The sequence below is a fragment of the Streptomyces sp. NPDC053069 genome, assembly GCF_044546895.1.
Classification (GTDB): domain Bacteria; phylum Actinomycetota; class Actinomycetes; order Streptomycetales; family Streptomycetaceae; genus Streptomyces.
On the sequence record NZ_JBITZN010000006.1, the window covers coordinates 85,716 to 112,102 of the forward strand.

22 protein-coding genes and 1 tRNA gene are annotated in these 26,387 nt (G+C 72.7%); 19 read left to right on the forward strand and 4 right to left on the reverse strand.

What is annotated here, in order from left to right:
- Positions 1 to 11: 11 nt before the first annotated feature.
- The 9 genes from ACIGXP_RS15490 (at position 12) to ACIGXP_RS15530 (ending at position 12,145) form a co-directional block, all read left to right on the forward strand.
- On the forward strand, positions 12 to 584 hold the full coding sequence (locus ACIGXP_RS15490) for a YqgE/AlgH family protein (RefSeq protein WP_363213888.1): 573 nt from the start codon (positions 12 to 14) through the stop codon (positions 582 to 584).
- A gap of 29 nt (positions 585 to 613) precedes the next feature.
- Positions 614 to 895, forward strand: a complete 282-nt coding sequence (locus tag ACIGXP_RS15495; RefSeq protein WP_191870597.1) for a DUF3039 domain-containing protein — start codon at positions 614 to 616, stop codon at positions 893 to 895.
- Positions 896 to 1,069: 174 nt separating this feature from the next.
- Entirely contained in the window at positions 1,070 to 2,692 is a 1,623-nt protein-coding gene (locus ACIGXP_RS15500; protein WP_399768539.1) for a beta-N-acetylhexosaminidase, read from the forward strand.
- 257 nt (positions 2,693 to 2,949) lie between these two features.
- Entirely contained in the window at positions 2,950 to 3,843 is an 894-nt protein-coding gene (locus ACIGXP_RS15505) for an FAD binding domain-containing protein (RefSeq protein WP_363213890.1), read from the forward strand.
- On the forward strand, positions 3,840 to 5,885 hold the full coding sequence (locus ACIGXP_RS15510; RefSeq protein ID WP_399768542.1) for a 2Fe-2S iron-sulfur cluster-binding protein: 2,046 nt from the start codon (positions 3,840 to 3,842) through the stop codon (positions 5,883 to 5,885). Before ACIGXP_RS15505 ends, ACIGXP_RS15510 begins: the two co-directional genes overlap by 4 nt.
- The gene (locus ACIGXP_RS15515; RefSeq protein WP_399768544.1) at positions 5,882 to 8,191 is read left to right on the forward strand and encodes a xanthine dehydrogenase family protein molybdopterin-binding subunit; all 2,310 of its coding nucleotides are present in this window, start codon (positions 5,882 to 5,884) and stop codon (positions 8,189 to 8,191) included. Before ACIGXP_RS15510 ends, ACIGXP_RS15515 begins: the two co-directional genes overlap by 4 nt.
- Positions 8,188 to 8,328, forward strand: coding sequence for a hypothetical protein (locus ACIGXP_RS15520; RefSeq protein ID WP_399768546.1), 141 nt, complete (start codon positions 8,188 to 8,190; stop codon positions 8,326 to 8,328). Before ACIGXP_RS15515 ends, ACIGXP_RS15520 begins: the two co-directional genes overlap by 4 nt.
- Positions 8,329 to 8,466: 138 nt before the next feature.
- On the forward strand, positions 8,467 to 9,627 hold the full coding sequence (locus tag ACIGXP_RS15525; protein WP_399768548.1) for an SUKH-4 family immunity protein: 1,161 nt from the start codon (positions 8,467 to 8,469) through the stop codon (positions 9,625 to 9,627).
- A gap of 418 nt (positions 9,628 to 10,045) precedes the next feature.
- A complete protein-coding gene (locus ACIGXP_RS15530) occupies positions 10,046 to 12,145 on the forward strand; it encodes a bifunctional YncE family protein/alkaline phosphatase family protein (protein WP_399768550.1) in 2,100 nt (699 codons plus the stop codon).
- Positions 12,146 to 12,217: 72 nt separating this feature from the next.
- Here ACIGXP_RS15530 and ACIGXP_RS15535 read toward each other — a convergent pair.
- Positions 12,218 to 12,289, reverse strand: a tRNA-Cys gene (locus ACIGXP_RS15535).
- Between the two features lie 191 nt (positions 12,290 to 12,480).
- Between ACIGXP_RS15535 and ACIGXP_RS15540 the strand changes: the two genes are divergently transcribed.
- The 6 genes from ACIGXP_RS15540 (at position 12,481) to dapE (ending at position 18,891) form a co-directional block, all read left to right on the forward strand.
- Positions 12,481 to 12,681, forward strand: coding sequence for a hypothetical protein (locus ACIGXP_RS15540; protein WP_399768552.1), 201 nt, complete (start codon positions 12,481 to 12,483; stop codon positions 12,679 to 12,681).
- Positions 12,678 to 13,052: a type II toxin-antitoxin system death-on-curing family toxin gene (locus ACIGXP_RS15545; RefSeq protein ID WP_399768554.1), complete on the forward strand. Its 375-nt coding sequence runs from the start codon at positions 12,678 to 12,680 to the stop codon at positions 13,050 to 13,052. The genes ACIGXP_RS15540 and ACIGXP_RS15545 overlap by 4 nt, the downstream gene beginning before the upstream one ends.
- Positions 13,053 to 13,235: 183 nt before the next feature.
- Positions 13,236 to 15,026, forward strand: a complete 1,791-nt coding sequence (locus ACIGXP_RS15550; RefSeq protein WP_399768556.1) for a DEAD/DEAH box helicase — start codon at positions 13,236 to 13,238, stop codon at positions 15,024 to 15,026.
- 344 nt (positions 15,027 to 15,370) lie between these two features.
- Positions 15,371 to 16,012 (forward strand): helix-turn-helix domain-containing protein, encoded by a 642-nt coding sequence (locus tag ACIGXP_RS15555; RefSeq protein WP_363213898.1) that lies wholly within the window; start codon positions 15,371 to 15,373, stop codon positions 16,010 to 16,012.
- Positions 16,013 to 16,297: 285 nt separating this feature from the next.
- Positions 16,298 to 17,749 carry an amino acid permease gene (locus ACIGXP_RS15560; protein ID WP_399768558.1) on the forward strand — a complete coding sequence of 484 codons (1,452 nt, stop codon included), beginning with the start codon at positions 16,298 to 16,300 and terminating at the stop codon, positions 17,747 to 17,749.
- On the forward strand, positions 17,746 to 18,891 hold the full coding sequence (gene dapE / locus ACIGXP_RS15565) for a succinyl-diaminopimelate desuccinylase (protein WP_399768560.1): 1,146 nt from the start codon (positions 17,746 to 17,748) through the stop codon (positions 18,889 to 18,891). Before ACIGXP_RS15560 ends, dapE begins: the two co-directional genes overlap by 4 nt.
- On the opposite strand, the gene ACIGXP_RS15570 is transcribed toward dapE, so the two are convergent.
- Complete coding sequence (locus ACIGXP_RS15570; RefSeq protein ID WP_399768562.1) at positions 18,782 to 20,344, reverse strand: PucR family transcriptional regulator; 1,563 nt, start codon at positions 20,342 to 20,344, stop codon at positions 18,782 to 18,784. The two genes, dapE and ACIGXP_RS15570, sit on opposite strands and share 110 nt — an antisense overlap.
- 100 nt (positions 20,345 to 20,444) lie before the next feature.
- On the opposite strand from ACIGXP_RS15570, the gene ACIGXP_RS15575 reads away from it, so the two are divergent.
- The 3 genes from ACIGXP_RS15575 to ACIGXP_RS15585 are packed head-to-tail and all read left to right on the forward strand — an operon-like array spanning position 20,445 to position 23,130.
- On the forward strand, positions 20,445 to 21,200 hold the full coding sequence (locus tag ACIGXP_RS15575; protein WP_399768564.1) for a chorismate synthase: 756 nt from the start codon (positions 20,445 to 20,447) through the stop codon (positions 21,198 to 21,200).
- On the forward strand, positions 21,197 to 22,306 hold the full coding sequence (gene menC, locus ACIGXP_RS15580) for an o-succinylbenzoate synthase (RefSeq protein ID WP_399768566.1): 1,110 nt from the start codon (positions 21,197 to 21,199) through the stop codon (positions 22,304 to 22,306). The genes ACIGXP_RS15575 and menC overlap by 4 nt, the downstream gene beginning before the upstream one ends.
- 32 nt (positions 22,307 to 22,338) lie before the next feature.
- Positions 22,339 to 23,130: a S16 family serine protease gene (locus ACIGXP_RS15585; protein WP_399768570.1), complete on the forward strand. Its 792-nt coding sequence runs from the start codon at positions 22,339 to 22,341 to the stop codon at positions 23,128 to 23,130.
- Here the strand turns inward: ACIGXP_RS15585 and ACIGXP_RS15590 are convergent.
- Positions 23,127 to 23,609, reverse strand: coding sequence for an Lrp/AsnC family transcriptional regulator (locus tag ACIGXP_RS15590; protein WP_363213938.1), 483 nt, complete (start codon positions 23,607 to 23,609; stop codon positions 23,127 to 23,129). The genes ACIGXP_RS15585 and ACIGXP_RS15590 overlap by 4 nt on opposite strands.
- A 122-nt stretch (positions 23,610 to 23,731) precedes the next feature.
- Between ACIGXP_RS15590 and hppD the strand changes: the two genes are divergently transcribed.
- The gene (gene hppD, locus ACIGXP_RS15595) at positions 23,732 to 24,886 is read left to right on the forward strand and encodes a 4-hydroxyphenylpyruvate dioxygenase (RefSeq protein WP_363213905.1); all 1,155 of its coding nucleotides are present in this window, start codon (positions 23,732 to 23,734) and stop codon (positions 24,884 to 24,886) included.
- Between the two features lie 8 nt (positions 24,887 to 24,894).
- Here hppD and ACIGXP_RS15600 read toward each other — a convergent pair whose 3' ends face one another.
- Positions 24,895 to 26,370, reverse strand: coding sequence for a tetratricopeptide repeat protein (locus ACIGXP_RS15600; RefSeq protein ID WP_399768573.1), 1,476 nt, complete (start codon positions 26,368 to 26,370; stop codon positions 24,895 to 24,897).
- Between the last annotated feature and the right edge of the window lie 17 nt (positions 26,371 to 26,387).

The window sequence follows — 26,387 nt, forward strand, 5'->3', positions numbered from 1 at the left end:
TCATGTCTGGCATGACCGAGGTGTCCTCGCTCACAGGGCGGCTGCTCGTGGCCACTCCCGCCCTGGCGGACCCGAACTTCGACCGCGCGGTGGTGCTCCTTCTCGACCACGACGAGGAGGGTTCCCTCGGCGTCGTCCTCAACCGCCCCACCCCGGTGGACGTGGGTGACATCCTGGAGGGCTGGGCCGACCTCGCCGGCGAGCCCGGTGTCGTCTTCCAGGGCGGCCCCGTCTCGCTCGACTCGGCGCTCGGCGTCGCGGTCATCCCGGGCGGCGCGAACGGCGACCTCGCCCCGCTCGGCTGGCGCCGGGTGCACGGCGCGATCGGCCTGGTCGACCTGGAAGCCCCGCCCGAGCTGCTCGCCTCGGCCCTCGGGTCCTTGCGGATCTTCGCCGGATACTCCGGCTGGGGCCCCGGCCAGCTGGAGGACGAGCTGGTCGAGGGCGCCTGGTACGTGGTCGAGTCGGAGCCCGGGGACGTCTCCTCGCCGGCCCCGGAAAGACTCTGGCGCGAGGTCCTGCGCCGCCAGCGCAACGAGCTGGCGATGGTGGCGACGTACCCGGACGACCCGTCGCTCAACTGATGCGTGTGAGCTTCAGTACCCTTGGCGATATGAGCACTCTTGAGCCCGAGCGCGGGACTGGTACGGGGACCCTCGTAGAGCCGACGCCACAGGTGTCCCACGGCGACGGCGACCACGAGCGCTTCGCCCACTACGTCCAGAAGGACAAGATCATGGCGAGCGCCCTCGACGGCACCCCCGTCGTGGCGCTGTGCGGCAAGGTCTGGGTGCCGGGCCGCGACCCGAAGAAGTACCCCGTGTGCCCCATGTGCAAGGAGATCTACGAGTCCATGGGCAGCGGTGGCGAGGACAAGGGCGGCGACAAGAAGTAGACCCCTGACGGTCTGCCCGCCGGTCCCGGTTTTCGCAGGGCCCCCGGGGTGCGCGTGCGACACGCGCACCCCGGGGGCCTTCATGCTTTCCGGTCACGAGGTGCCGGTCACGAAGTGGTGCAGACCACATCGACGTCTGGCCTCCCCGCGGGGCGGAGCGGTAAAGGACTGGACATGACGGATCTGATTCCGGCGCCGCGCGCCATCGAGGGACCGATGCGCTGCGGCGTCCTGCTGGACCACGAGACCACGCTGTGGGCTGCCCCGGGCACGCAGACCACGGAGCGCTGGCTGCGCAGCACGCTCGGCGCCGCTCTGGGGCTGCCGCTGCGGCCCGGCCCGGAGGACGCCCGCGGGTGTGTGCGCTTGCTCCTGGACGACTCGCTGGAGGCGGAGGCGTACCGCCTGAGTGTGGTCGCCGGCCGGGGCGTGGAGATCCGCGGCGGTGACCCGGCCGGCGTCTTCTGGGGTGCGCAGACCCTGCGTCAGCTCCTCGGCCCCGAGGCCTTCCGGCGCGCCCCCGTACGCCCCGGCCGCACGGTCGGCATCCCCCACCAGACCATCGAGGACGCGCCCCGTTTCCGCTGGCGCGGTCTCCTCCTCGACGTCGCCCGGCACTTCATGCCCAAGGACGGCGTGCTGCGCTATCTGGACCTGATGGCCGCGCACAAACTCAACGTCTTCCACTTCCACCTGACGGACGACCAGGGCTGGCGGCTGGAGATCAAGCGCTGCCCGAGGCTGACGGAGATCGCCTCCTGGCGGTCGCGGACGAAATTCGGTCACCGGGCCTCGCCGCTGTGGGAGGAGAAGCCGCACGGGGGTTACTACACCCAGGACGACATCCGGGAGATCGTCGCCTACGCCGCCGAGCGGCATATCACCGTCGTCCCGGAAATCGACGTACCGGGCCACTCGCAGGCCGCCATCGCCGCGTACCCGGAACTCGGCAACACCGACGTCATCGACACCTCCGCCCTCTCCGTGTGGGACACCTGGGGGATCTCCCCCAACGTACTGGCCCCCACCGACAACACGCTGCGCTTCTACGAGGGAGTGTTCGAGGAGGTCCTGGAACTGTTCCCTTCGCAGTTCGTCCACGTCGGCGGGGACGAGTGCCGAAAGGAGCAGTGGAGCGAGTCGCCGGCGGTCAGGAACCGGATCGCGGACCTCGGACTCGCCGACGAGGACGAACTGCAGTCGTGGTTCATCGGGCACTTCGACGCGTGGCTCGCCGCGCGCGGGCGCCGGCTCATCGGCTGGGACGAGATCCTGGAGGGCGGGCTCGCCGAGGGGGCCGCGGTGTCCTCCTGGCGCGGTTACGGCGGCGGCATCGCGGCCGCGCGGGCCGGCCACGACGTCGTCATGTGCCCCGAGCAGTACGTGTATCTGGACCATCGTCAGGCCCCGGGCGAGGACGAGCCCGTGCCGATCGGGTTCGTGCGCACCCTGGAGGACGTCTACCGGTTCGAACCCGTCCCGCCCGGGCTCACCGAGGAGGAGGCCCGGCATGTGCTGGGCACTCAGGCCAACGTCTGGACCGAGGTGATGGAGGACGCCGCACGCGTGGACTACCAGACGTTTCCCCGGCTCGCGGCCTTCGCCGAGGTGGCCTGGAGCCGCCTGCCGGCCCCCGCGGACCGGGACTTCGCCGGCTTCGAACGCCGTATGGCCGCCCATTACGCGCGACTGGACGCCCTCGGAGTCGCTTATCGGCCGCCCACCGGGCCCCGGCCGTGGCAGAAACGCCCCGGCGTCCTCGGTCGCCCGAAAGAGGGGCCGCCGCCGAACAAGTGACCACCCCGAACACGTGACCGTTCCGAACAAGGAATGGAAAATCGCGTCAAGGGTCACCGAAGAGTGTCAATCGGTGCGCACCGGTGATGCCGTGCGAAAACGGACCATCTCCATGGTGAGGTGGGCGAATGCCTCCTAGCGGACCCCCGCGTTCGGCCGTGGCGAAGATGTGCCAGAGTTGCCACGTCCGCCCTGTGAGCACGTACGGTACGGCCACACAGGTGGGACCAGTGGGGCAGCGGGAAGGGGCAGCCGGTTTGACCACGCACGCACCGCAGGCGGCGCAGGCCGTCACGCTGCCCACGACGCTGGACGAGGCGGTGGCGGCCCTCGCCGAGATGCCCACCGCGGTCCCCGTCGCGGGCGGCACCGATCTGATGGCCGCCGTCAACTCCGGTCAGCTCAGGCCCGCCGCACTGGTGGGTCTCGGGCGGATCAGCGAGATCCGCGGCTGGCAGTACCAGGACGGCCACGCGCTGCTCGGCGCGGGCCTCACGCACGCGCGGATGGGCCGCCCCGACTTCGCGGCCCTGATCCCGGCGCTCGCCGCCGCCGCGCGCGCCGCGGGCCCGCCGCACATCCGCAACGCGGGCACCCTCGGCGGCAACATCGCCACGGCCGCCCCCACCGGGGACGCGCTGCCGGTCCTCGCCGCCCTGGAGGCGACGCTGATCATCGCGGGCCCGGGCGGAGCCCGCCGGGAGATCCCGGTGTCGCACCTGCTGGCCGGCATGGAGATGCTGCGCGGCGGTGAACTCATCGGCTACGTGCGCGTGCCGCTGCTGCACGCCCCGCAGGTCTTCCTGAAGGCGACCGGACGCACCGGCCCGGGCCGCGCGCTGGCCTCCGTGGCCCTCGTCCTCGACCCCGCCCGGCGCGGAGTGCGGTGCGCCGTCGGCGCCATAGCGCCGATGCCGCTCAGGCCCCTGGAGGCCGAGCAGTGGGTCGCCCAGCTGATCGACTGGGACAACGACCGCGCGCTCGTGCCGGAGGCCCTGAACGCCTTCGGCGAGTACGTCGCCGCGGCCTGCATCCCGGACCCGGCACCGGAGCCGGACGGCTCGGTCGCCCCGCTTCCGCCCGCCGTACTGCACCTGCGGCGCACCGTCGCCGCACTGGCCCGACGAGCACTGGGGAGGGCGCTGTCGTGACCGACGACCAGCACGGAGAGGGCACGCCCCAGGGCGGCGGACGCTGGAACCCGCTGCCCCAGGGCGACTACGACGACGGCGCCACCGCCTTCGTCAAGCTCCCCGAGGGCGGTATCGACGCCCTGCTGTCCGGCGACAGCCCGCTGGCCGCGCCGGGGCACGGCTACGTGCCGCCGCGGATAACGGCCGCCCCCGGCACCGGGGACCCCGCCGTCCCCGGCACCTGGACCGCGCCCGCGGGCGGCGCCGAGTGGCCCGACCCGAACGCCACGCCCCAGGTGCCCTCCGCGGACGACCGGTTCACCTACCAGCCCGGCGCGACCCAGCACTGGACCTTCGACGAGGCCGCGGCCCCGGCCGCGCCCGGGCACGACGTCACCGGACAGTGGTCCATCCCGGTCGCCGGCGGCGACCTTCCGGACGAGTCGGGCGAGTTCACCACGTCCTCCCTGGTCGAACAGTGGGGCGGCACCCCGCCGGCCACGCTGCCCGGCGGCGCGCCCGCGCCATGGGCGACGCAGGACACGGGCGGCCCCTGGGACCCGCCCGCGGACACCGGCCACACCGCCCTGCCCGACCACACCGACGCGCACCCCGCGGGCGCTCCGGCCGCACCGGCGCCGGCGGATGCGGCAACGCCGGGCTACGCCCCCGCACCGGACGAGCGGTACGGGCAGGCCCCGGCCGACCACGGCACGGCCGCGCACGAGGAGACCGGGGCAGATGAACCCGGTCACGGAGGCGCCGGCCGTCCGCCGGCCGGCCACAGGGAGGCCGCGCACCCACCGGCCGGTCACGGGGACGGTCGGCGCGGCGAGGGCGCTGCCGCACATGTCGAGGCGCGCCGCGCCGAGGACGACCGCCCCGGCGCGTTCGGCGGGTCCGCCGGGCCTGCCCGGTCCGCCGAGTTCGGCGAGGCCGCGGAGCCGGAGCAGTCCGGCGTGCCGACCGCGTTCCCCGAGCAGCGGGGCGAGCCGACGGCCGGAACGGGACCGGACACGGAGGGCCACGGCCCCGGGGAGGCCTCTGAGCGCCCCGCTGACGGCCCAGCAGGCCACGAGGGCCCCGCGGCCTCCGCCGGAGCCCCACGGGCGGCCACAGCGCCCACGACGCCCACCGACCCCGCCGCGGCCGACGCGGTGGCGGGCGGCCACTCGGCACCGCAGCCCCCGGCCTCCGCGGCCGTACCGGAGAACGCCGCCGACGCACCCGGGGCCGCCGTCGCCGCCGAGGAAACCGCGCCCCGGCCGCGGGAGGACGCCGCCGAGGAACACGCGGACCACGCCGCGCCCCTCCCGCCGAACGACGACCACCCGCTCGCCTCCTACGTCCTGCGCGTCAACGGCGTCGACCGTCCCGTCACCGGCGCCTGGATCGGCGAGTCGCTGCTGTACGTCCTGCGGGAACGGCTCGGTCTCGCGGGCGCCAAGGACGGCTGCTCGCAGGGCGAGTGCGGGGCCTGCAACGTGCAGGTCGACGGCCGGCTGGTGGCCTCCTGCCTGGTCCCGTCGGTCACCGCGGCCGGCAGCGAGGTGCGCACGGTCGAGGGTCTCGCCGTCGACGGACAGCCCTCCGACGTACAGCGCGCGCTCGCCCGGTGCGGCGCCGTGCAGTGCGGCTTCTGCGTGCCCGGCATGGCGATGACCCTGCACGACCTGCTGGAGGGCAACCCCGCGCCGACCGAGCTGGAGACCCGGCAGGCGCTGTGCGGCAACCTGTGCCGCTGCTCCGGCTACCGGGGCGTCCTCCAGGCCGTCCAGGAGGTCGTCGCCGAACGCGAGGCGTCGCACGCCGCCGACGCCGAGACGGACGCGGCCGAGGCCCGTATTCCCCACCAGGCGGGCCCCGGCGCCGGCGGGGTCAACCCCTCGGCGTTCGAGGCGCCGGGCGCGTTCGACACGCCGCAGGCCGCTCCCGGCGGCTACGGCGACGCACCGGATCCCTACGGCGCGCCCGACCCGTACGGCACCCCGCCGCACGGCACCCCGGGACCGCACGGCCCGCACGACCCGCACTACGGCCAGGACGGAGGCCAGGCGTGAGCAACGAAGCCGCCACGGCGACCACCGCCGGGGAAGCAGCCCCCGAGGCCGAGGCGTGGCCGCACGGCATCGGCGCCTCCCTGCCGCACGCCGACGCCCGTGCCAAGACCGAGGGCACCTTCCCGTACGCGGCCGACCTGTGGGCCGAGGGCCTGCTGTGGGCGGCCGTCCTGCGCTCCCCGCACGCGCACGCGCGCATCGTGTCCATCGACACCAGCCACGCGCGCGAGATGCCCGGCGTCCGCGCCGTCGTCACCCACGAGGACGTACCCGGCACCCCGCGCCACGGCCGGGGCACGCCCGACCGGCCGGTGTTCGCCTCCGAGGTCGTACGCCACCACGGCGAACCCATCGCGGCCGTCGCCGCCGACCACCCCGACACCGCGCGGATGGCCGCCGCGGCCGTCATCGTCGAGTACGAAGTGCTCGACCCGGTCACCGACCCCGAGCAGGCCTTCGAGGCCGAGCCGCTGCACCCCGACGGCAACCTGATCCGGCACATTCCGCTGCACCACGGCGACCCGTCGGCGGTCGGCGAGGTCGTCGTGGAGGGCCAGTACCGCATAGGGCGTCAGGACCCGGCGCCGATCGGCGCCGAGGCCGGCCTCGCCGTGCCGCGCCCCGACGGCGGCGTGGAGCTGTACCTGGCCTCCACCGACCCGCACACCGACCGCAACACCGCCGCGGCCTGCTACGGCCTGTCCCCCGATCGGGTGAAGATCGTCGTCACCGGGGTGCCGGGCGCCACCGCCGACCGCGAGGACCAGGGCTTCCAGCTCCCGCTCGGCCTGCTCGCCCTCAAGACCGGCTGCCCGGTGAAGCTCACGGCGACCCGCGAGGAGTCCTTCCTCGGCCACGCCCACCGCCATCCGACGCTGCTCCGGTACCGCCACCACGCGGACGCCGAGGGCAAGCTGGTGAAGGTGGAGGCGCAGATCCTGCTGGACGCCGGCGCGTACGCCGACACCTCCTCCGACGCGCTGGCCGCCGCCGTCTCCTTCGCGTGCGGCCCGTACGTCGTCCCGAACGCCTTCATCGAGGGCTGGGCCGTGCGCACCAACAACCCGCCCTCCGGGCATGTGCGCGGCGAGGGCGCGATGCAGGTGTGCGCCGCCTACGAGGCGCAGATGGACAAGCTGGCCAGGAAGCTGGGCCTGGACCCGGCCGAGGTGCGCCTGCGCAACGTCCTGGCGACGGGGGACGTCCTCCCGATCGGCCAGACGGTGACCTGCCCCGCCCCCGTGGCCGAACTCCTTCAGGCAGTACGGGACTTCCCGCTGCCGGCCCTGCCCAAGGACAGCCCCGAGGAGGAGTGGCTGCTGCCCGGCGGCCCCGAGGGCGCGGGCGAACCGGGCGCGGTGCGCCGGGGCGTCGGCTACGGCCTGGGCATGGTGCACATGCTCGGCGCGGAGGGCGCCGACGAGGTGTCCACGGCGACGGTCAAGGTCCACGACGGCGTGGCGACCGTCCTCTGCGCCGCCGTCGAGACCGGCCAGGGCTTCACCACGCTCGCCCGGCAGATCGTCCAGGAGACCCTCGGCATCGAGGAAGTCCACGTGGCGCCGGTCGACACCGACCAGCCGCCGGCCGGTGCGGGCTGCCGGGGCCGGCACACCTGGGTGTCGGGCGGCGCGGTGGAGCGGGCGGCGAAGATGGTCCGCACCCAGCTGCTGCAGCCCCTGGCGCACAAGTTCGGCATGTCCACCGAGCTGCTGCAGATCACGGACGGCAAGATCACTTCGTACGACGGCGTGCTCTCGACGACCGTCACCGAGGCGCTGGACGGCAAGGAGCTGTGGGCCACCGCCCAGTGCCGCCCGCACCCCACCGAGCCGCTGAACGCCTCCGGCCAGGGCGACGCCTTCGTGGGTCTGGCCTTCTGCGCGATCCGCGCGGTGGTGGACGTCGACATCGAGCTGGGCTCGGTCCGGGTGGTGGAGCTGGCGGTCGCCCAGGACGTGGGCCGGATCCTCAACCCGACCCAGCTGGCCGCCCGGATCGAGGCGGGCGTCACCCAGGGCGTGGGCATCGCGCTCACGGAGAACCTCCGTACGCCCCGCGGTCTGGTCCGCCACCCCGACCTGACCGGATACGCCCTCCCGACCGCCCTGGACGCGCCGGACATCCGGATCGTCAAACTGGTCGAGGAACGGGACGTGGTCGCCCCCTTCGGCGCCAAGTCCGTCAGCGCGGTCCCGGTCGTGACGGCACCGGCCGCGATCGCCTCCGCCGTCCGGGCGGCCACCGGCCGCCCGGTCAACCGCCTCCCGATCCGCCCGCAGGCAGCGGTGGTGACGACCCAGTGAGCACTCCCGAGACCCCCGGGGCCCCCGACGAGCCCCGCTACGAACCCCCGCCGAGCGTCGGCAAGCTGTTCCTGTGGATCCTGCTGTTCCTCGTCGCCGCGCTGGCCGTGGTCCTGGGCGGTATCTACTTCACGTGACGCAACGGACCCGGGTCGCCCGACGTCCTTGCCGGTGAGGGCCGTTGTCAGTGGGGCGGCGTAGTGTGCTTGAGCGGTGGGGGCAGCGGCACTCACGGACGCAATGGCGCACCGTACGGGGAAGATCGCGGGGGAGCGATGGGCACGACCGAGGCCGGGATCACGGCGATCACACTGACCGAGGCGGAGCTGGACCGCTATGTCACGCACGGGCCGACGCGAGGCCTGCTCAGCGGCACCGGCCTGCCCGCGGCCACCGACCTGCTGACCTTCTCCCCCCTGCGCACGCACGGCCTGCGCACACTCGCCGACGCCGCCAAGGGCCCCTTCCGCGTGGCGGACGAGCTGCGGGACCGGCTGGTGATAGGCGAACTGCTCAACCCGGCGGGCACGGAGCGCGAGTCCATCCTGCTCGACGGCGGCACCGGCGAGCTGACGACGGCGTACCTCTTCGCCCCGTCCGACGCCCGCCCCTTCGCGCCCTCCCTGGCCACCCTGCTGCGCTTCGCCGCGGTCACGGAGGAACTGGCGGGCCTGCGCGGCCGTTTCGCCTCCCTGGCGGGCCAGTACGGCCCCGGGACGGCGGCCGAGGCGACCCGCCGGCTGCTCTCCCTCTTCCAGGAGGGTGCGGGCGGCGAGGTCCCGCCGTACTGGAAGGCGGCGGCCCTGATCCGCCCGCTCGCCCTCGCCGCGGGTCCCGGCACGGCCTGCGGGCTCACCCTGGACGTGCCCGCCCGCCTGCTGGACCAGGAGTTCGGGCACGGCCGGGTGGTGCGCTTCGAGGAGGTCGACTTCCCCGCGACGCTCACGCACGAGCCGACCCGGCGCTTCCTGCGGGAGACCGGCCTGCCGGAGGAGGCGGTCCTCTTCCACGCCGACACGGACGTCCCGCTGCCGACGCTCCGTGAGTACGTCACCGAGGGATACGCGGGCGACCGCATCCCGGACGAACTCCCGGCCCACGCCGACCACTTGGTCCGCCTCGGCCGCCTGGTCGGGGACCACAGCCTGGTGGTCGACGGCAGAACGGGCGCGGTCCTGACCTGCGGCGAACCGGATGCGACGCTCCACCCGCTCAACACCGACGTCTCCACCCTCGCCTTCACACTCTGGCTCCTGCACCACGAGCGCACCATCGACGAGCACCTGGGCAACGAACTGACCACCAACGCCTACGACCAGCTCGCCGCCGCCATGATCCACACCCTGACCACCCTCGACCCCACGGCCACCCTGCCGGACACGACCTGGCACTACTGGACAGCCCTGTTCCGGGACGAGGCGGGCGGGGTCCTCTGAAGCGATCCCGCCGCTGACTCACCCGAATGCCCGATGCGGCGAGAGCGGCTCGGGGCCGGCAGTGACAATTCTCTTAGCTCCGAACCCACGTCGCGTCGCCTTGCGGACCAGGGAGAAGACAATGGCCGGGTCGAACCTCCGCACGCTCGCGATCGGTGGGGCAGTCATAGCCACCGCCGCCACCGCTTGGGCACTCGGGGATCCGGTCACTGTCCCTTCTGCCCCGGCCGACGCTCCGTCGGCCGTGGCAACGAAGCGGACCCTGTCATCCGCGCTCACCATCAAGACCGCCGGTCCCAGGGAGGACGGCACTGCAGTTACGCCCCTGGGATACCGGGTCACACCAGCGGGGGACCAGACCCGGCTCGGGGACCTCCCACTGAACGCAGCTCTTCACCCGGACGGTCGCCATCTGCTGGTGACCAACGACGGTCAGGGCGTACAGAGTCTGCAATTGGTCGACACCCGGACGAACAAGGTCGTCCAGACACTGTCGTATCCGTCACCGGAGTCGCTGTACATCGGCCTGGTGTGGAGTCCGGACGGCAGGACTGCCTATGCCAGTGCCGCGGCGAACTCCAAGATCCGGGTGCTGTCGTTCACCGGTGGCCGACTCACCGAACGTGATCCCATCAAGCTGCCCACCAAGTCCCCGGACGGCAAGGCCGTCACACTGTTCCCGGCCGGCCTGGCCATCACCCCGGACGGAAGAAAGCTGGTGGTCGCCGATCAGCGCGGTGACGCCGTGACGGTCGCCGACACCGTCAGCCGGCGTGTGCAGACCGTCGCCGCAGGCCGTCGGCCGGTGTGGGTGACGCTCAGCAAGGACGGGCGAACGGCCTACGTGTCGAACCAGGGTGCCGACACCCTGGACATCGTTGATGTGGCGGGCGCGGCGCCCCGGGTGACAGGGCGGATCAAGGTGGGTCTGCATCCGAACAAGTCGGTGCTTTCCGCGTGCGGTCGGAAGCTGTACGTCGCGATCGGCGACGCCGACAGCGTCAGCATGGTGAATCTGCCCACCAGGAGCGTGGTACGCCGGTTCTCCCTGTCGCCTCCCCGGAAGCCTCTCATCGGCAGCAACCCCACGGGCCTGGCCCTGGATTCCGCGGGTAACCGGCTCTACGTCGCCAACTCGGGCAACAACAGCGTGTCGGTGCTCGATCCGACCAGCGGCAGGATCCTGGGGCAGATCCCCACCGGCTGGTACCCCAGTGCGGTGGTCTGGCGCAACGGACGCCTTTGGATCACGAACGCCAAGGGGCTGGGGGTAGGCCCGAACAACGGTCCCGGACACCCCGATCCCGAGCGCCCCATCGGGGCGGCACCCAGCCGGCAGCTCGCGTCGATGGGCTTCGGCACGCTGAGCAGTGTGGTCGTGCCGGCATCGGGCGAACGCCTGGCTGAGTACACCCGCCAGGTGCAGCGCAACAACGCCCCGGTGACCGGGGGCGGTGGTGCCGTCGTGCCGCGCAAGCCCGGCGGAGGGACTCCCGTCAAGCATGTGATCTACATGGTCAAGGAGAACCGCAGCTACGACCAGGTGCTCGGCAGCCTGGAGAAGGGCAACGGCGACCCCGGCCTCAACCTGTTCGGGGACGAGTCGGCGCCCAACACGCGCGAGTTGGCGCGGCGCTTCACCACCATCGACAACTTCTATGCCGATGGCAAGGTCAGCGCCAGCGGCTGGAACTGGGCGGTCCAGGCCAACTCCAACCCCTACGACGAGCAGATGTGGCCTGCACGTTACTCGGGCCGCAAGGGTGTCTATGCCGGCGGGAACAACGCCGAAGAGAACGCCGCGCAGGAGCCCGGGAACTCCTATCTCTGGCAGCGCCTCGACAAGGCCGGTGTGAGCTTTGCCAACTTCGGCTTCTACGTGACGCGTCGGGGGAACGAGGCGCACGCCGCGGATCCGGTGCTCGACGCCCGGACGGACCACGGGTTCCAGGTGGAGGTGGGCTGCCCGGACTCGGCGGGAACGTTCGCGGCCACCAAGAAGGACTGCCTGACCCCACGGATCGACCAGTGGCTGAAGAGCTTCCGCAGGTACGAGACCAAGGGCGACATGCCGACGGTGCAGTTCATCCAGCTCCCCGGTGACCACACCTTGGGCACCAGGGCCGGTCGGCCCACCCCCAAGGCGATGGTGGCCGACAACGACTACGCCCTCGGAAGGCTGGTGGATGCGGTGTCCCACTCGCAGTTCTGGAAGGACACCGCCATCCTCGTCACCGAGGACGAGGCCCAGGACGGGCCCGACCACATCGATGCCCACCGGACGATCGCCCTGGCAATCAGCCCGTACACCCAGACGGGAAGGATCGACTCGACCTTCTACAGCACCGCTTCCATGGTCCGGACCGTGGAACTGTTCGCCGGAATCGGCCCCCTCACCCAGTTCGACGACTATTCCACGCCACTGAGTGCGTCCTTCACCGACAAGCCCGTCTACCGGCCCTACGCGGTGATCAGACCGACCTACCCGATGAACCGCCTCAATCCCCCTCGCGGATGACTCGGCCAAGGGAGAAGGGGCGGCACCCCGTTACGGGTGCCGCCCTTGTCTTCTGCCTGGTCAAGGCCTCAGAGGCCGTGGCGGGATTCGAACCCACGTAACTCGCTTTGCAGGCGAGCCCCTGAACCACTCGGGCACACGGCCGTGTTCGTGGAAATGACGTTATGGCGAGGTGCTTCCCGGGCTCAAGGGGATCGGTGGGGGTGCAACGGGACTGCCATACGGCGTTCATGAACGGGGCGTGGGAGCGCTGGGGGGAGGAGGGGGCCGCCGGCCCGGCGTTGGTCCGACAAAATCCGTCGCCCGGTGATCTTGCGGGCCGTAGCCTTCCTCCCATGCAGGAGCTGACCCTCTCCCTCGACGCCGCCACCCGGCAGGCGCTGGACGACCTCGCCGACGCCTCCGGCCGCCGGACCGGTGCGGTGGTGCTTGAGGCCGTACACCGGTATCTGCACGAGGAGCAGGCGGTCGTCCGTGCGCACGCCGAGCGCCTTGCGCGCAGCCACGCCGACCTGCTGCGGAGGCTGGGCGAATGAGCCGTCACCTGACCGTCGCCGAGGTCACCGCCATCGCCGAGATCGCCTTCGGCGGCCGGCCGCCCGAGGCGCGGGAACCGGGGCTGCTGGTCTCCGCCGTGCACCGGCCCCGGGCCCGGATGTTCGGCACGGCCGCCTATGACGACCTGTACGAGCAGGCGGGCGCCCTGCTGCACGCCCTCGCCGCCAACCACCCCCTGGTCGACGGCAACAAGCGCACCGCCTGGCTGGCGACGGCCACCTTCCTGGCCTGCAACGGAGTGGATCTCGCCGACATCGACCAGGACACCGCATACGACCTGGTCATCGATGTGGCCTCGGGAGACGTCAGTGATGTCACGGTGATCGCGGGGCGGCTGCGGCGGCTGTGACGTGGATCCCACCCGAGGGCGACCCGGGCTCGTCCGGGCGTTGACGGGCGCGGGGCGCCGGTAGGGTGGCCCGGTTGTCATACGTAGCCGAGCCCCCGACCCGCAAGACATACGGAGACCGTGACTACCGCCCGCCCGTCGCCCGCCACCACCGTCAACGGAGGACCCTCCGGGCCCGCCCCTATGACTGCTTCCTCCGCTCACTCCCATCACCTGTCGCCCGCCTTCCCGGGCCGCGCGCCCTGGGGTACCGCCAGCAAGCTGCGTGCCTGGCAGCAGGGGGCGATGGAGAAGTACCTCCAGGAGCAGCCGCGTGACTTCCTCGCCGTCGCCACGCCCGGCGCCGGCAAGACCACCTTCGCGCTGACGCTCGCCTCCTGGCTGCTGCACCACCACGTCGTGCAGCAGGTGACCGTGGTCGCGCCCACCGAGCACCTGAAGAAGCAGTGGGCCGAGGCGGCCGGAAGGATCGGGATCAAGCTCGATCCCGAGTACAGCGCGGGGCCCCTCGGCCGGGAGTACGACGGCGTCGCGGTCACCTACGCCGGTGTCGGCGTGCGGCCCATGCTGCACCGCAACCGGGTCGAGCAGCGCAAGACGCTCGTCATCCTCGACGAGATCCACCACGCCGGTGACTCCAAGTCCTGGGGTGAGGCCTGCCTGGAGGCGTTCGAGCCCGCCACGCGCCGGCTCGCGCTGACCGGTACGCCGTTCCGCTCCGACACCAACCCCATCCCCTTCGTGACGTACGAGGAGGACAACGCCGGGATCCGGAGGTCCGCCGCCGACTACACGTACGGCTACGGCAACGCCCTCGCCGACCACGTGGTCCGGCCCGTCATCTTCCTCTCCTACAGCGGCAACATGCGCTGGCGCACCAAGGCCGGTGACGAGATCGCCGCCCGGCTCGGCGAGCCGATGACCAAGGACGCGGTCAGCCAGGCCTGGCGTACGGCGCTGGACCCGCGCGGCGAGTGGATGCCGAGCGTGCTGCGTGCCGCCGACCAGCGGCTGACCGAGGTCCGCAAGGCCATCCCGGACGCGGGGGCGCTGGTCATCGCCTCCGACCAGGACTCCGCCCGCGCCTACGCCAAGCTCATCCGTGAGATCACGGGGACGAAGGCGACGCTCGTGCTGTCCGACGACGCCGGCGCCTCGAAGAAGATCGACGAGTTCAGCGAGAGCAACGACCGGTGGATGGTCGCGGTCCGGATGGTGTCCGAGGGCGTGGACGTCCCCCGGCTCGCGGTGGGCGTGTACGCGACGACGATCTCGACCCCTCTCTTCTTCGCGCAGGCCGTCGGGCGTTTCGTACGGTCCCGGCGGCGCGGCGAGACCGCGTCCGTGTTCCTGCCGACCGTGCCCGACCTGCTGACCTTCGCCAACGAAATGGAGAAGGAACGGGACCACGCCCTCGACAAGCCCAAGAAGGAGGGCGAGGAGGACCCGTACGCCGAATCCGAGAAGGAGATGGAGGAGGCGAACAAGCAGCAGGACGAGGACACCGGCGAGCAGGACATGCTGCCCTTCGAGGCGCTGGAGTCCGACGCCGTCTTCGACCGGGTGCTGTACGACGGCGCCGAGTTCGGCATGCAGGCGCACCCGGGGAGCGAGGAGGAGCAGGACTACCTCGGTATCCCGGGGCTCCTCGAACCCGAGCAGGTGCAGCTGCTCCTGCAGAAGCGGCAGGCCCGCCAGATCGCGCACAGCCGTAAGAAACCGGACACCGAGGCCGACCTGCTGGAGCTGCCCGCCGAGCGGCGGCCGGTGGTCACGCACAAGGAGATGATGGCGCTGCGCAAGCAGCTGAACACCATGGTCAGCGCGTATGTGCACCAGAGTGGGAAGCCGCACGGCGTGATCCACACCGAGCTGCGCAGGGTGTGCGGGGGACCGCCCAGCGCGGAGGCCACGGCGGGGCAGCTGCGGCAGCGGATCGCCAAGATGCAGGAGTGGGCTACGCGCATGCGCTGACGCCCCGCTGGGACTGACGGCCGGCGTCGCCCCGGACCCCCCAGGGATTGGCGTGTGTCAGTTCCTGGGGCCCGTGCGTTTCCGGACGAATTGCGGCAGGCCGGAACTGGTCTTGCCCGGATTCTGGACTGAGACTTCCGCTGAGCGAACCTGCTTCGCTACTGTCCCGCTACGCACACGCCCCGTGGCAGCGCCGCCGCGGAGCGCAGCCGTGAAGCGACATGACCCGGAGCCGCCGGGCCGTTCTGCCGATCGGCGGCCTCTGAGGCGCGTCGCCGACGGGACTCGGTGACGCATCCGCCGCTCAGGGGACCGCCGGCCTCACCACCAAAGGAGTGGGCGTCGTGACCGCGGAGACCTCTCAGACGCTCGACCGGGGACTGCGCGTCCTCAAACTGCTGGCCGACACCGACCACGGGCTGACCGTCACCGAGCTGTCCACGAAACTGGGCGTGAACCGTACCGTGGTGTACCGGTTGCTCGCCACGCTGGAACAACACGCGCTCGTACGGCGTGACTTGGGCGGTCGAGCCCGGGTGGGCCTCGGGGTGCTGCGGCTCGGCCGGCAGGTGCATCCGCTGGTGCGGGAGGCCGCGCTGCCCGCGCTGCGGGCGCTGGCGGAGGACATAGGCGCGACGGCGCACCTGACGCTGGTGGACGGGACCGAGGCGCTGGCCGTCGCCGTGGTCGAACCGACGTGGACCGACTATCACGTGGCGTACCGCGCCGGGTTCCGGCATCCGCTGGACCGGGGGGCGGCGGGCCGGGCGATCCTGGCGGCTCGGCAGTCGCCGTCCGTGGATCCCGGGTACACCCTCACCCATGGTGAGCTGGAGGCCGGGGCGAGCGGGGCCGCGGCGCCGCTGGTCGGGGTCACCGGGGTCGAGGGCAGTGTGGGCGTCGTGATGCTGGCGGACTCCGTGCCGGAGCGGGTGGGGCCGAGGGTGGTGGAAGCGGCGCGGGAGGTCGCCGAGGCGTTGCGCTGACGCGGGGGCCGGTGCCGGGTGCACCGCGCTGCAGGTGCCCGTGGGCCGGGTCGCTCGCCGAGCGCCGAAGGGGTGCGGGGAACTGCGCGAGCAGCCCCCACCCAGCCGGACAGGCAAACGACCCCGCCACCAGCCCCACCCAGCCGCACAGGCAAACGACCCGCCGGCCCTTTGCTCATCCGGCCAATCGCCACCCCCCACCTTTGGCCGATCCGCCCACCCCGCCGCCCCACCCCCTCCGCATCATCAAGGCTCATACAGCCCCGAGGCGGAGGGAACAGCGCGGTGGACACAGTGGACACCCGGCCGGAGGCCACAGCAGCAAGAACCAGGACACACAGCCTCACCCGGCGCCGGCCGGTGCAACGCCTCCTCGGCGATGCCGCCGGCAGCCGGCTCAAGCGGACGATGGGCGTGGCCCAGCTGACGCTGCTCAGCGTGGGGGCCACCCTCGGCACGGGGATCTTCGTGGTGCTGGGCCAGGCCGTCCCCGAGGCCGGGCCCGCCGTCGTCATCTCCTTCGTGCTGGCCGGCGTCACCGCCCTGTTCTCCGCGCTGTCGTATGCCGAGCTGGCCGGCATGATCCCCGGCTCGGGATCGTCCTACAGCTACGCCTACGCCACCCTCGGCGAGCTGGTCGCCTGGGTGTGCGGCTGGTGTCTGATCCTGGAGTACGGGGTCTCCGTGGCGGCCGTCGCCGTGGGGTGGGGGCAGTACGTCAACGAGCTGCTGGAGCTCACCTTCGGCGTCTCGCTCCCCGACTCGCTCAGCGCGCCGCCCGGAGCCGGGGGCACCCTCAACGTCCCCGCCGCCCTCATCGTCGTACTCGCCATGGTCGTCCTGCTGCGCGGCGCCAAGGAGAGCGCCGTCGCCAACACCGTCATGGTCGGCGTCAAGATCGCGGCCCTCGTGCTGTTCTGCGCCGTCGCCTTCACCGCCTTCCGCGCCGGGAACTTCCACCCCCTCTTCCCGCTCGGCGCCGCCGGCATGAGCGCCGGAGCGGCCTCCCTCTTCTTCTCCTACATCGGCTTCGACGCCGCCTCCACCGCAGGTGAGGAGGCACGCAACCCGCAGAGGGACCTGCCGCGGGCCATCATCCTGTCCCTCGTCCTGGTCACCGTCCTGTACGTGCTCGTCGCGGTCGCCGCGCTCGGCGCCATGCCGTGGAAGCAGTTCGCCGGGACCGAGGCCACGCTCAGCGAGGTGCTCGTGCGAGCCGTCGGCGGCGGGAATCTGTGGCCGGTCCTGCTGTCCGTCGGCGCGGTCGTCGCCACCACCAGTGTGGTGCTCACCGTGCAGTACGGGCAGATCCGCATTCTGTTCGCCATGGCCCGGGACGGGCTGCTGCCGCCCCTGTTCGCCAAGGTGCACCCCCGTACCGGAGTGCCCCGCGCCAACACCGTCATCGTCTCGGGGTTCATCGCCGTCCTCGCCGCCCTCGTCCCGCTCGGCAGCCTCGCCGACGCCACCAGCATCGGCACGCTCTTCGCGTTCATGCTGGTCAACCTGGCGGTCGTGCTGCTGCGCCGGCGCAGCCCCGACATCCCGCGCTCCTTCCGGGTGCCCCTGTCGCCCCTCACGCCCCTGCTCGGCGTCGGCTTCTGCGTCTACATGCTGGGCAGCCTGGGCGCCGACACCTGGATCGCGTTCGGCGCCTGGATGGCGGCCGGACTCGTCGTCTACGGCCTCTACGGCATCCGCCACTCCCAGCTGAACCAGTCCCGGGACCTCGTATGAGCACGCTTGACCTCACCGCCGACGTCGTCACCCTCACCCGTGCCCTCGTCGACCTGCCCTCCGAGAGCGGACGGGAGAAGGCCATCGCCGACGCCGTCCACGCCGCCCTGCGCGGCCTGCCCCACCTCACCGTCGACCGGGTCGGCAACTCCGTCGTCGCCCGCACCGGCCTCGGCCGTCCCGAACGCGTCGTGATCGCCGGGCACCTGGACACCGTCCCGGCCGCGCGGAACCTGCCCTCCCGGCTCGCCGACGGCCGGGTGCACGGGCTCGGCGCCTGCGACATGAAGGGCGGGGTCGCGGTCGCGCTGCGGCTGGCCGCCGCCCTGTCCGCGCCCGTCCGCGATCTCACCTTCGTCCTCTACGAGTGCGAGGAGGTCGAAGGCGAGCGCAACGGGCTCGCCCGCATCGGCGCCGAGCGGCCCGAGCTGCTCGCCGACGCCGGCCTGGCGATCCTCATGGAGCCCTCCGACGCGGGCGTCGAGGCCGGCTGTCAGGGAATCCTCACCGCCGACATCGTGGTCAAGGGCGCCCGCGCCCACACCGCCCGCGCCTGGCAGGGCGTCAACGCCGCGCACAAGGCCGGCGAGGTCCTCCGGCGCCTCGACGCGCACCGGCCGCAGCGGGTCGTGATCGACGGGCTGGAGTACCGGGAGGGGCTCGGCGCCGTCGCCGTACGGGCCGGGGTCGCCGGGAACGTGGTACCCGACGAGTGTGTCGTCACCGTCAACTGCCGTTTTGCGCCCAGCCGTTCGCCGCAGGACGCCGAGGCGTACGTGCGCTCGCTCTTCCCGGAGTACGAGGTGCGTGTCACCGAGGTCGTCGCGGGTGCCCTGCCGCATCTGGACCGGGTCGGCGCTCTCGTCGCCGCGCTCGGTGCCTCCCCGAGGCCCAAGCTCGGCTGGACGGACGTCGCCCGGTTCGCCGCGCTGGGCGTGCCCGCGCTCAACTACGGTCCCGGGGACCCGTCCCTCGCCCACACGGCGGGGGAGTACGTCCCCGTCGAGCACCTGCACAGCTGCGAGGACCGGCTCAGGGCGTGGCTGAGCGGAGCCCGGCCAGCGTCCGCAACTGGAGCCACAGCACCAGCCGTTCGTCGGGGTCGTCCAGATCGACCCCGGCGTGCTGCTGGAGCTGTCTGAGGCGGTAGCGGCAGGTGTTGGGGTGCACGGCGAGGCGCTTCGCCGCGCCCGCCATGTCACAGCCCGCGTCGAACCAGCACGCCAGCGTGCGCGCGTACTCGGTGCCGTGCGCGGCGTCGTACGCCAGCACCCGCCGCCACGCGCCCGCGCTCAACTCCCGCCGCCCGGCCATCACTTCGGCCAGCCGCAGCAGCGTCACCCGGGCCCGTACCTCGTCCACCGTGGCCACCGGCAGCTGTGCGTCCAGCACCCGCAGCACCAGATCCGCGTCCGCCCGCGAGTGGGTGAGCCCCTCCGCGTCCGGTACCACCTCGCCGAGCGCCGCCCGCACCGGCACCCGCAGCGCCTGCCCGGCCCGCGCCACGATGTCCTCGGCGAGCCGCTTGTGCCGTTCTCCCGGACCGGGCAGCACCGCGTACACCACCCCGTCCACCAGCACACCCGCGTGCCGCCCGTAGCGCGCCTCGCACTGCAGCCGTACGACGTCCAGCAGGCGCGACGCCGTGCGCTCGGTGTCGGGGACGCTCCCGGCGAAGTCCAGCGCCAGGACGAAGGCCGCCACCCTGGCCGGGCCGGCGATGCCCAGCCGTTCGGCGGCCGTCGTCGCCTCCGCCGCCGTGCCGTCCAGCAACCGGCGCAGCAGCTCGCCGCCCCGGTGCCGGGCCAGCTCGCGGGCCGCGCGGGCCCGCAGCAGGAGCAGGGCGGCCGTCGAGGCGCCCTGGGCGAGGGTGTCCTCGGCATCCGGGGCGAGGGCGCCGTCGTCGACCACCCACACCGAGCCGAGCGTCTCCCCGCCGGCCCGCACCGGCATCGCCAGCCGGGGCAGGTCGCCGTCGGTCAGCGCGGGCAGCCGCAGCGGGCGGTCGGCGGCGAACAGCCGGCGGTACTGCTCGGTGTTCTCCGTGCTGGTCGTCGGCACCTGACGGCCGAGGATGCCCTGCCGGCGGTCCTCGTCGATCGGCTGGCCGGGGACGGTGGAGTAGGCGAGGATCCGCTGCCGGGGGTCCTCGACGGCGGTGGCCCCGCCGGTCGCCGTCGCTATCGCGTCGGCCAGCGCGAACAGGTCGCCGAGCCCGCTGTCCGGGGCGACGGCGGTGGGCCGGGCGGCGATGGCCGAGGCCAGCAGCAGATGCACGTGGTGCCAGGCGGCGTCCTCGGCGACGGACAGCAGCGCCACGCCGTGCGCGTCCGCCTCCGCGACCGGCCCGTCCGCGCCGCGCACCACCACGCCGGTCAGCCCGGCCTCCGCCGCCGCCCGCAGCAGCGGTCCCGCCCGGTCCGCCGGCACGCCGACCGCCAGCAGCAGCGCGCCGGGCAGCCGGGGGAGCGGGGTGCGGCCGTCGTGGAGCACCGCCTCCGTGACCGGCACGGCCCGGCCGGCGGGCGCGGTGTGCAGGCGCAGGGCGGGGCCGCCGACGACGTCCAGGAGATCGCCGAGGGTGCAGACGTCCATGAGGGTCCCAGCAGGCTGTTGGCGGATGGTGAAACGAACGTATGCATCCCTTGGCCGCTCGCACAACACATACGCCGCACGCTCCTTCGAGACTCGTGCCATGACAGCAGGAGTCACCATCCGCACCGTCCACGACGTCGCGCGCCTGACGGCCGTGGCCGACTACTTCAGCGACGTCTGGCAGACACCCCGCACCGCCCCGCCCTACCCAGCCGAGGTCCTGCACAGCCTGGTGCACGCGGGCGGCGCGGTGCACGCCGCCTACGACGGGCAGCGGCTCGCCGGGGCGTCCGTCGCCGTCCTCGGCCCCGAGCACAGCACGTACTCGCTGGTGGCCGCCGCCGACCGGGGGCTCGGGCACGCCGTCAAGCTGGCCCAGCGCGACTGGGCGGCCGGGCTCGGCGCGCGCACTATGCGCTGGACCTTCGACCCGCTGGTCGGCCGCAACGCCCGCTTCAACCTGGTCAAGCTGGGCGCCGTCGGCACCGAGTACCTGGTCGACTTCTACGGCCCCATGAGCGACGGCGTGAACGACGGCGACGAGAGCGACCGGCTGACGGTGACCTGGGATCTGACGGCGTCCGGGGCCCCGCCCGAGGTCGAGGCCCGCGGGCAGGTCGTCCGGAGGGCCCCCGACGGCGACCCCCTCGCCCGCCGCGACCCCGCCGGCCGGTACGTCTGGTGCCGGGTGCCGGAGGACATCGTGAAACTGCGCGCCGCCGACCCGGCGCTGGCGCTGCGCTGGCGGCACGCGGTGCGTGACGTGTTCCTGGACGCCTTCACGGAGGGATTCCGGGCCACCGGCATGTCCCGCGACGGCTGGTACACCCTCACCCGGGAGGCGGCGGGCGCATGAAGCTGGAACGCATAGAGATCGTGCACGTGGCGATCCCGCTGGTCACGCCCTTCCGTACGTCCTTCGGGACGATGACGACGAAGGACACCTTCCTCCTGCGGGCCGTCACGGACACCGCCGAGGGCTGGTCCGAGTTCGCCGCCGACCCCGAACCGCTGTACTGCCCGGAGTTCGTCGCCGGCGCCGAGATCGTGCTGCGCGACTTCCTGATCCCGCGCGTGGCCGCCCTCCCGCACCTCACCACGGCCGCGCTCGCCCCCGCCCTGGCGAAGATCAAGGGCCACGAGCTGGCGAAGGCCGCCCTGGAGACGGCGCTCCTGGACGCCGAGCTGCGGTCGTACGGCATGCCGCTCGCGACCTACCTCGGCGCGGTACGGGACCGGGTGCCCGCCGGGGTGTCCGTCGGCATCAAGAACTCGGTCCCCGAGCTGCTGGACGACGTCGAGCGCTACCTCGCCGAGGGGTACGTCCGCATCAAGCTGAAGATAGAGCCCGGCTGGGACGTGGAGCCGGTCCGTGCGGTCCGCGACCGCTTCGGCGCCGCTCTTCCCCTCCAGGTGGACGCCAACACGGCGTACACCCTCGCGGACACCGAGCATCTGCGGCGGCTGGACGAGTTCGGGCTGCTGCTGATCGAGGAGCCGCTGGAGGAGAACAACCTGCACGCCCACGCCCGGCTGCAGCAGCGCCTGCGGACGCCGGTCTGCCTGGACGAGTCCCTGCACGGCGCCCGCGACACCGCCTCCGCGATCGCGCTGGACGCCTGCCGGGTGGTGAACGTCAAGCCCGCCCGGGTCGGCGGCTACCTGGAGGCCCGCCGGGTCCACGACGTGGCGCACGCGCACGGCGTCCCGGTGTGGTGCGGCGGCATGCTGGAGACGGGCATCGGCCGTGCCCCCAACCTGGCCCTGGCCGCCCTGCCGGGCTTCACCCTCCCCGGGGACACCTCCGCCTCCTCCCGCTACTTCGCCGAGGACATCACCGAGCCGTTCGTCCTGGAGGACGGCCACCTCCCGGTGCCGACCACGCCCGGCATCGGCACCGCGCCCCTCCCGGACGCCCTGCGCCGGTTCACCGTGCAGCGTCGGGACCTGTACGCGGCATAAGGCACAGGCGGTGGTCGCGTTAGATTGATCCCGTGCTCTCTCGTCTCACGCGTCCCCAGGCCGTAGCCGTCTGCGCGCTGCCCGTCGTGGCCCTGCTGGCCACGGCGGCGTTCGCGCCGCTGCCGTTCTCGGTGGCGCAGCCCGGGATGACGGCGAACGTGCTCGGCGAGAACAAGGGCACCCCGGTGATCACCGTCTCCGGCGTGCCGGTCCGCAGGACCGGCGGGCAGCTGCGGATGGTCACGATCGTGGCGACCGGCCCCGACACCACGGTGACCCTCGGTGACGTGGTCGGCAACTGGTTCCGCACCGACCGGGCCGTCATGCCGCACGACGCCGTCTACCCGAGCGGTGACACGGTCAAGGAGATCGAGAAGCACAACGAGGCGCAGATGCGGCAGTCCCAGGACGCGGCGACCGCGGCGGCGCTGAAGTACCTGGGGCTGAGCGCCGACAAGGTCAAGGTCACGCTGAAGCTCGCCGACGTGGGCGGGCCGAGCGCGGGTCTGCTGTTCACCCTGGGGATCATCGACAAGCTGGACGGCGACGGCAGCGGCGGCGACCTCACCGGCGGCCGCACCATCGCCGGTACGGGCACGATCGATCCCGCCGGCAAGGTCGGCGCGGTCGGCGGGGTGGCCCTGAAGATGCAGGCCGCCCGGCGGGACGGGGCGAGTGTCTTCCTGGTGCCGGAGGACGAGTGCGCGGACGCCAAGGCGGAACTGCCCCGGGGCCTGCGGCTGGTCCCGGTCACCACGCTGAAGAGCGCGGTGAACTCCCTGGTGGCCCTGGAGAAGGGCAAGGACTCGGTCCCGAGCTGCTAGGGGGTGTCCCGCCCCTCCGCCGCCGCCTGTTCCACCAGCGGGATGATCCGCAGCGGAACGGGGTTCTCCATGACGATCGCCGTGGAGGCGCGGACGATGCCGTCGAAGCCGACGACCCGGTCGATCACCCGTTGCAGATCGGCGTTCGAGCGGGCCACCAGCCGGCACAGCATGTCCCCGCTGCCGGTGGTCGTGAGCAGCTCCAGCACCTCCGGCACGGTCGACAGGTGTGCCCGGACGTCGGTCCCCTGGCCCTGCCGGATCTGCAGCGTCGCGAACGCGGTGACCGGGTAGCCGAGGGCCGCCGGATCCACCTGGGGGCCGAATCCGCGGACGACTCCGTTCGACTGGAGCCGGTCCAGCCGTGCCTGCACCGTGCCCCGCGCGACCCCGAGCCGCCGGGACATCTCCAGCACACCGATGCGCGGCTCCTGGGCCAGCAGCACGATGATGCGCCCGTCCAGATGATCGATCGCCACAGCACCCCCAGGAATGGTCATCCTGCACAGAAAGTCCGCCGATGCGGCCGTACCGCTGAGCAGATTGCCCAGCGAATACGCCAACTATTGCGCACCTTGCAGAGCGGGGCCACCCTTCCCGCATGGCTGCGATTTCTGCGAACACACACCCCGCTCCCGACACCGCACGGCAGGCCGACCCCTTCCCGGTCAAGGGAATGGACGCGGTCGTCTTCGCCGTGGGCAACGCCAAGCAGGCGGCGCACTACTACTCCACCGCCTTCGGCATGAAGCTGGTCGCGTACTCCGGACCAGAGAACGGCAGCCGCGAGACCGCCAGTTACGTCCTGGAGAACGGCTCCGCCCGCTTCGTGCTGACCTCCGTGATCAAGCCGGATACCGACTGGGGGCGCTTCCTCGCCCGGCACGTGGCCGAGCACGGCGACGGCGTCGTCGACCTGGCCATCGAGGTCCCGGACGCCCGCGCCGCGTACGCCTACGCGATCGAGCACGGCGCGACGAGCGTCGCCGAGCCGTACGAGGTGAAGGACGAGCACGGCACCGTCGTCCTCGCCGCCATCGCCACCTACGGCGAGACCCGCCACACCCTGGTCGACCGCAGCGGCTACGACGGCCCCTACCTGCCCGGTTACGTCGCCGCCAAGCCGATGGTCGAACCGCCCGCCCAGCGCACCTTCCAGGCCATCGACCACTGCGTCGGCAACGTCGAACTCGGCCGGATGAACGAGTGGGTCGGGTTCTACAACAAGGTCATGGGCTTCACGAACATGAAGGAGTTCGTGGGCGACGACATCGCCACCGAGTACAGCGCGCTGATGTCGAAGGTCGTCGCGGACGGCACCCTCAAGGTCAAGTTCCCGATCAACGAGCCCGCCATCGCCAAGAAGAAGTCCCAGATCGACGAGTACCTGGAGTTCTACGGCGGCGCCGGCGTCCAGCACATCGCGCTGAACACCAACGACATCGTGCAGACGGTCCGCACCATGCGCGCGGCCGGCGTCGAGTTCCTCGACACCCCCGACTCCTACTACGACACCCTCGGCGAGTGGGTCGGCGACACCCGGGTGCCGATCGAGACCCTGCGCGAGCTGAAGATCCTCGCCGACCGCGACGAGGACGGGTACCTGCTGCAGATCTTCACCAAGCCGGTCCAGGACCGGCCGACCGTCTTCTTCGAGATCATCGAACGGCACGGCTCGATGGGCTTCGGCAAGGGCAACTTCAAGGCCCTGTTCGAGGCGATCGAACGCGAGCAGGCCAAGCGGGGCAACCTGTAACGGCGGTGCTAGGCGCTGGGCGCCGGCTCGTCCGGTACGTCGCCCAGCGCCCGCAGCGCCTCCTCGGCCACCGGAACCTGCAGCGGTGAGAAGTACGGGTTGAACCGCAGCGCCTGCTGCAGGTGCCGGCGCGCGGAAGCCTGCTCGTCCAGCTCCAGCTCGATCAGACCCCGGTGGAAGGCGTACAGCGCGCTGCGCACCCCGCCGCCCTTCGTCGTGTCCGTCGCGGTGGTGGCGTAGGTCAGCGCCTCCTCGTCGTCGCCGACCCGGTGCAGCGCCCAGCCGAGCGCGTCGGCCACCTCGATCCCCGGCTGGCGCTCCCACTCCGCCTGCAACCGCTCCACGGCCTCCTCCGGATCCCCGTGGTCCGCCTCGAACTGCCCGATCAGCAGCTCCTCGTCGACCCCGGCCGCCATCCGGCGCCGTACCAGCTCCTTCACCCGGTCGTACTGCTCCCGGGCCTGCGCCGCCATACCGTGCGCCTCGTACAGCTCGCCCAGCTCACAGGCGTCCTGCGGACTCGGATGCCCGGCGAGCGCCGCCCGGTACGCCGCGTACGCCTCCGTGGTGCGGCCCAGCGCCGCCAGCACCCGGCCCCGCCCGGTCAGCGCCGCCCCCTGGTCGGGATCGAGGCGCGCGGCCGCCTCGAAGTGCCGCAGCGCGTCCTGCAGGTCCCCGCGCTCCCAGGCCAGCTGCCCGAGCCCGGTCAGATAGGCGGCCTGCTCGGCCGGGGTGCCGGCGGCGGACGCGGCGTCGGTCAGCTGGGCCACCGCGTCCTCGCGCCAGCCCCGGTCCCGGTACACCGCCGACGCCCGCGCCATCACCGCCGGCCGGGCCGCCGCGCCGGTGCGCAGCCCCAGCAGCTTGTCCAGCGTCGCGCGGGCGTTCTTGTAGTCGCCGAGCCCGGTGTAGGCGTCGATCAGCGGCGGATACGCCGTCCACCGCTTCGGCGCCGCCTTCAGCGCCTGCTCGCCGTACCGTTTCGCCGCCGGGAAGTCCCGGCGCGCCAGGGCCAGCGCCGCCAGCCCGTCCAGCGCCTCGGTGTTCTGCGCCGCCCGCACCCGCAGGGACGTCTGCAGCGCCTGCTCCGCCCGCGGGTAGTCCGCCGGGTCGGCCGTCCGGCGGGCCCGCGCCACGTACGCGGCCCCCAGCACGGCCCACGCCCGTGCGTCCTTGGGCTGCGCCCGCACCCGCTGCTCCTGCTGCCCGATGAGCGCCCCCAGCTGCGGCAGCGCGGCCGGCAGGCCCCACGTCACCGCCTTCAGTGCCTGCGCCGCCTGCGCCTGCGCCTGGGCCGGCGGTCCGGCGGCGGGCGGCCGGCCCGCCCCGTGCGGCTGCTCCTCGGTGAGCAGCGTCAGCACGGCGCCTGCGGCGACCCCGCCCGCCAGCGCGGTGGCCAGCACCCGGCGCGGCCAGCGCCGGGAGCGGCGCGGCGGCGGCTCGACCGGCAGGGACGTACCCGGTACGCACACTCGGTTGTCCATGGCGCTCACTGTGCGTC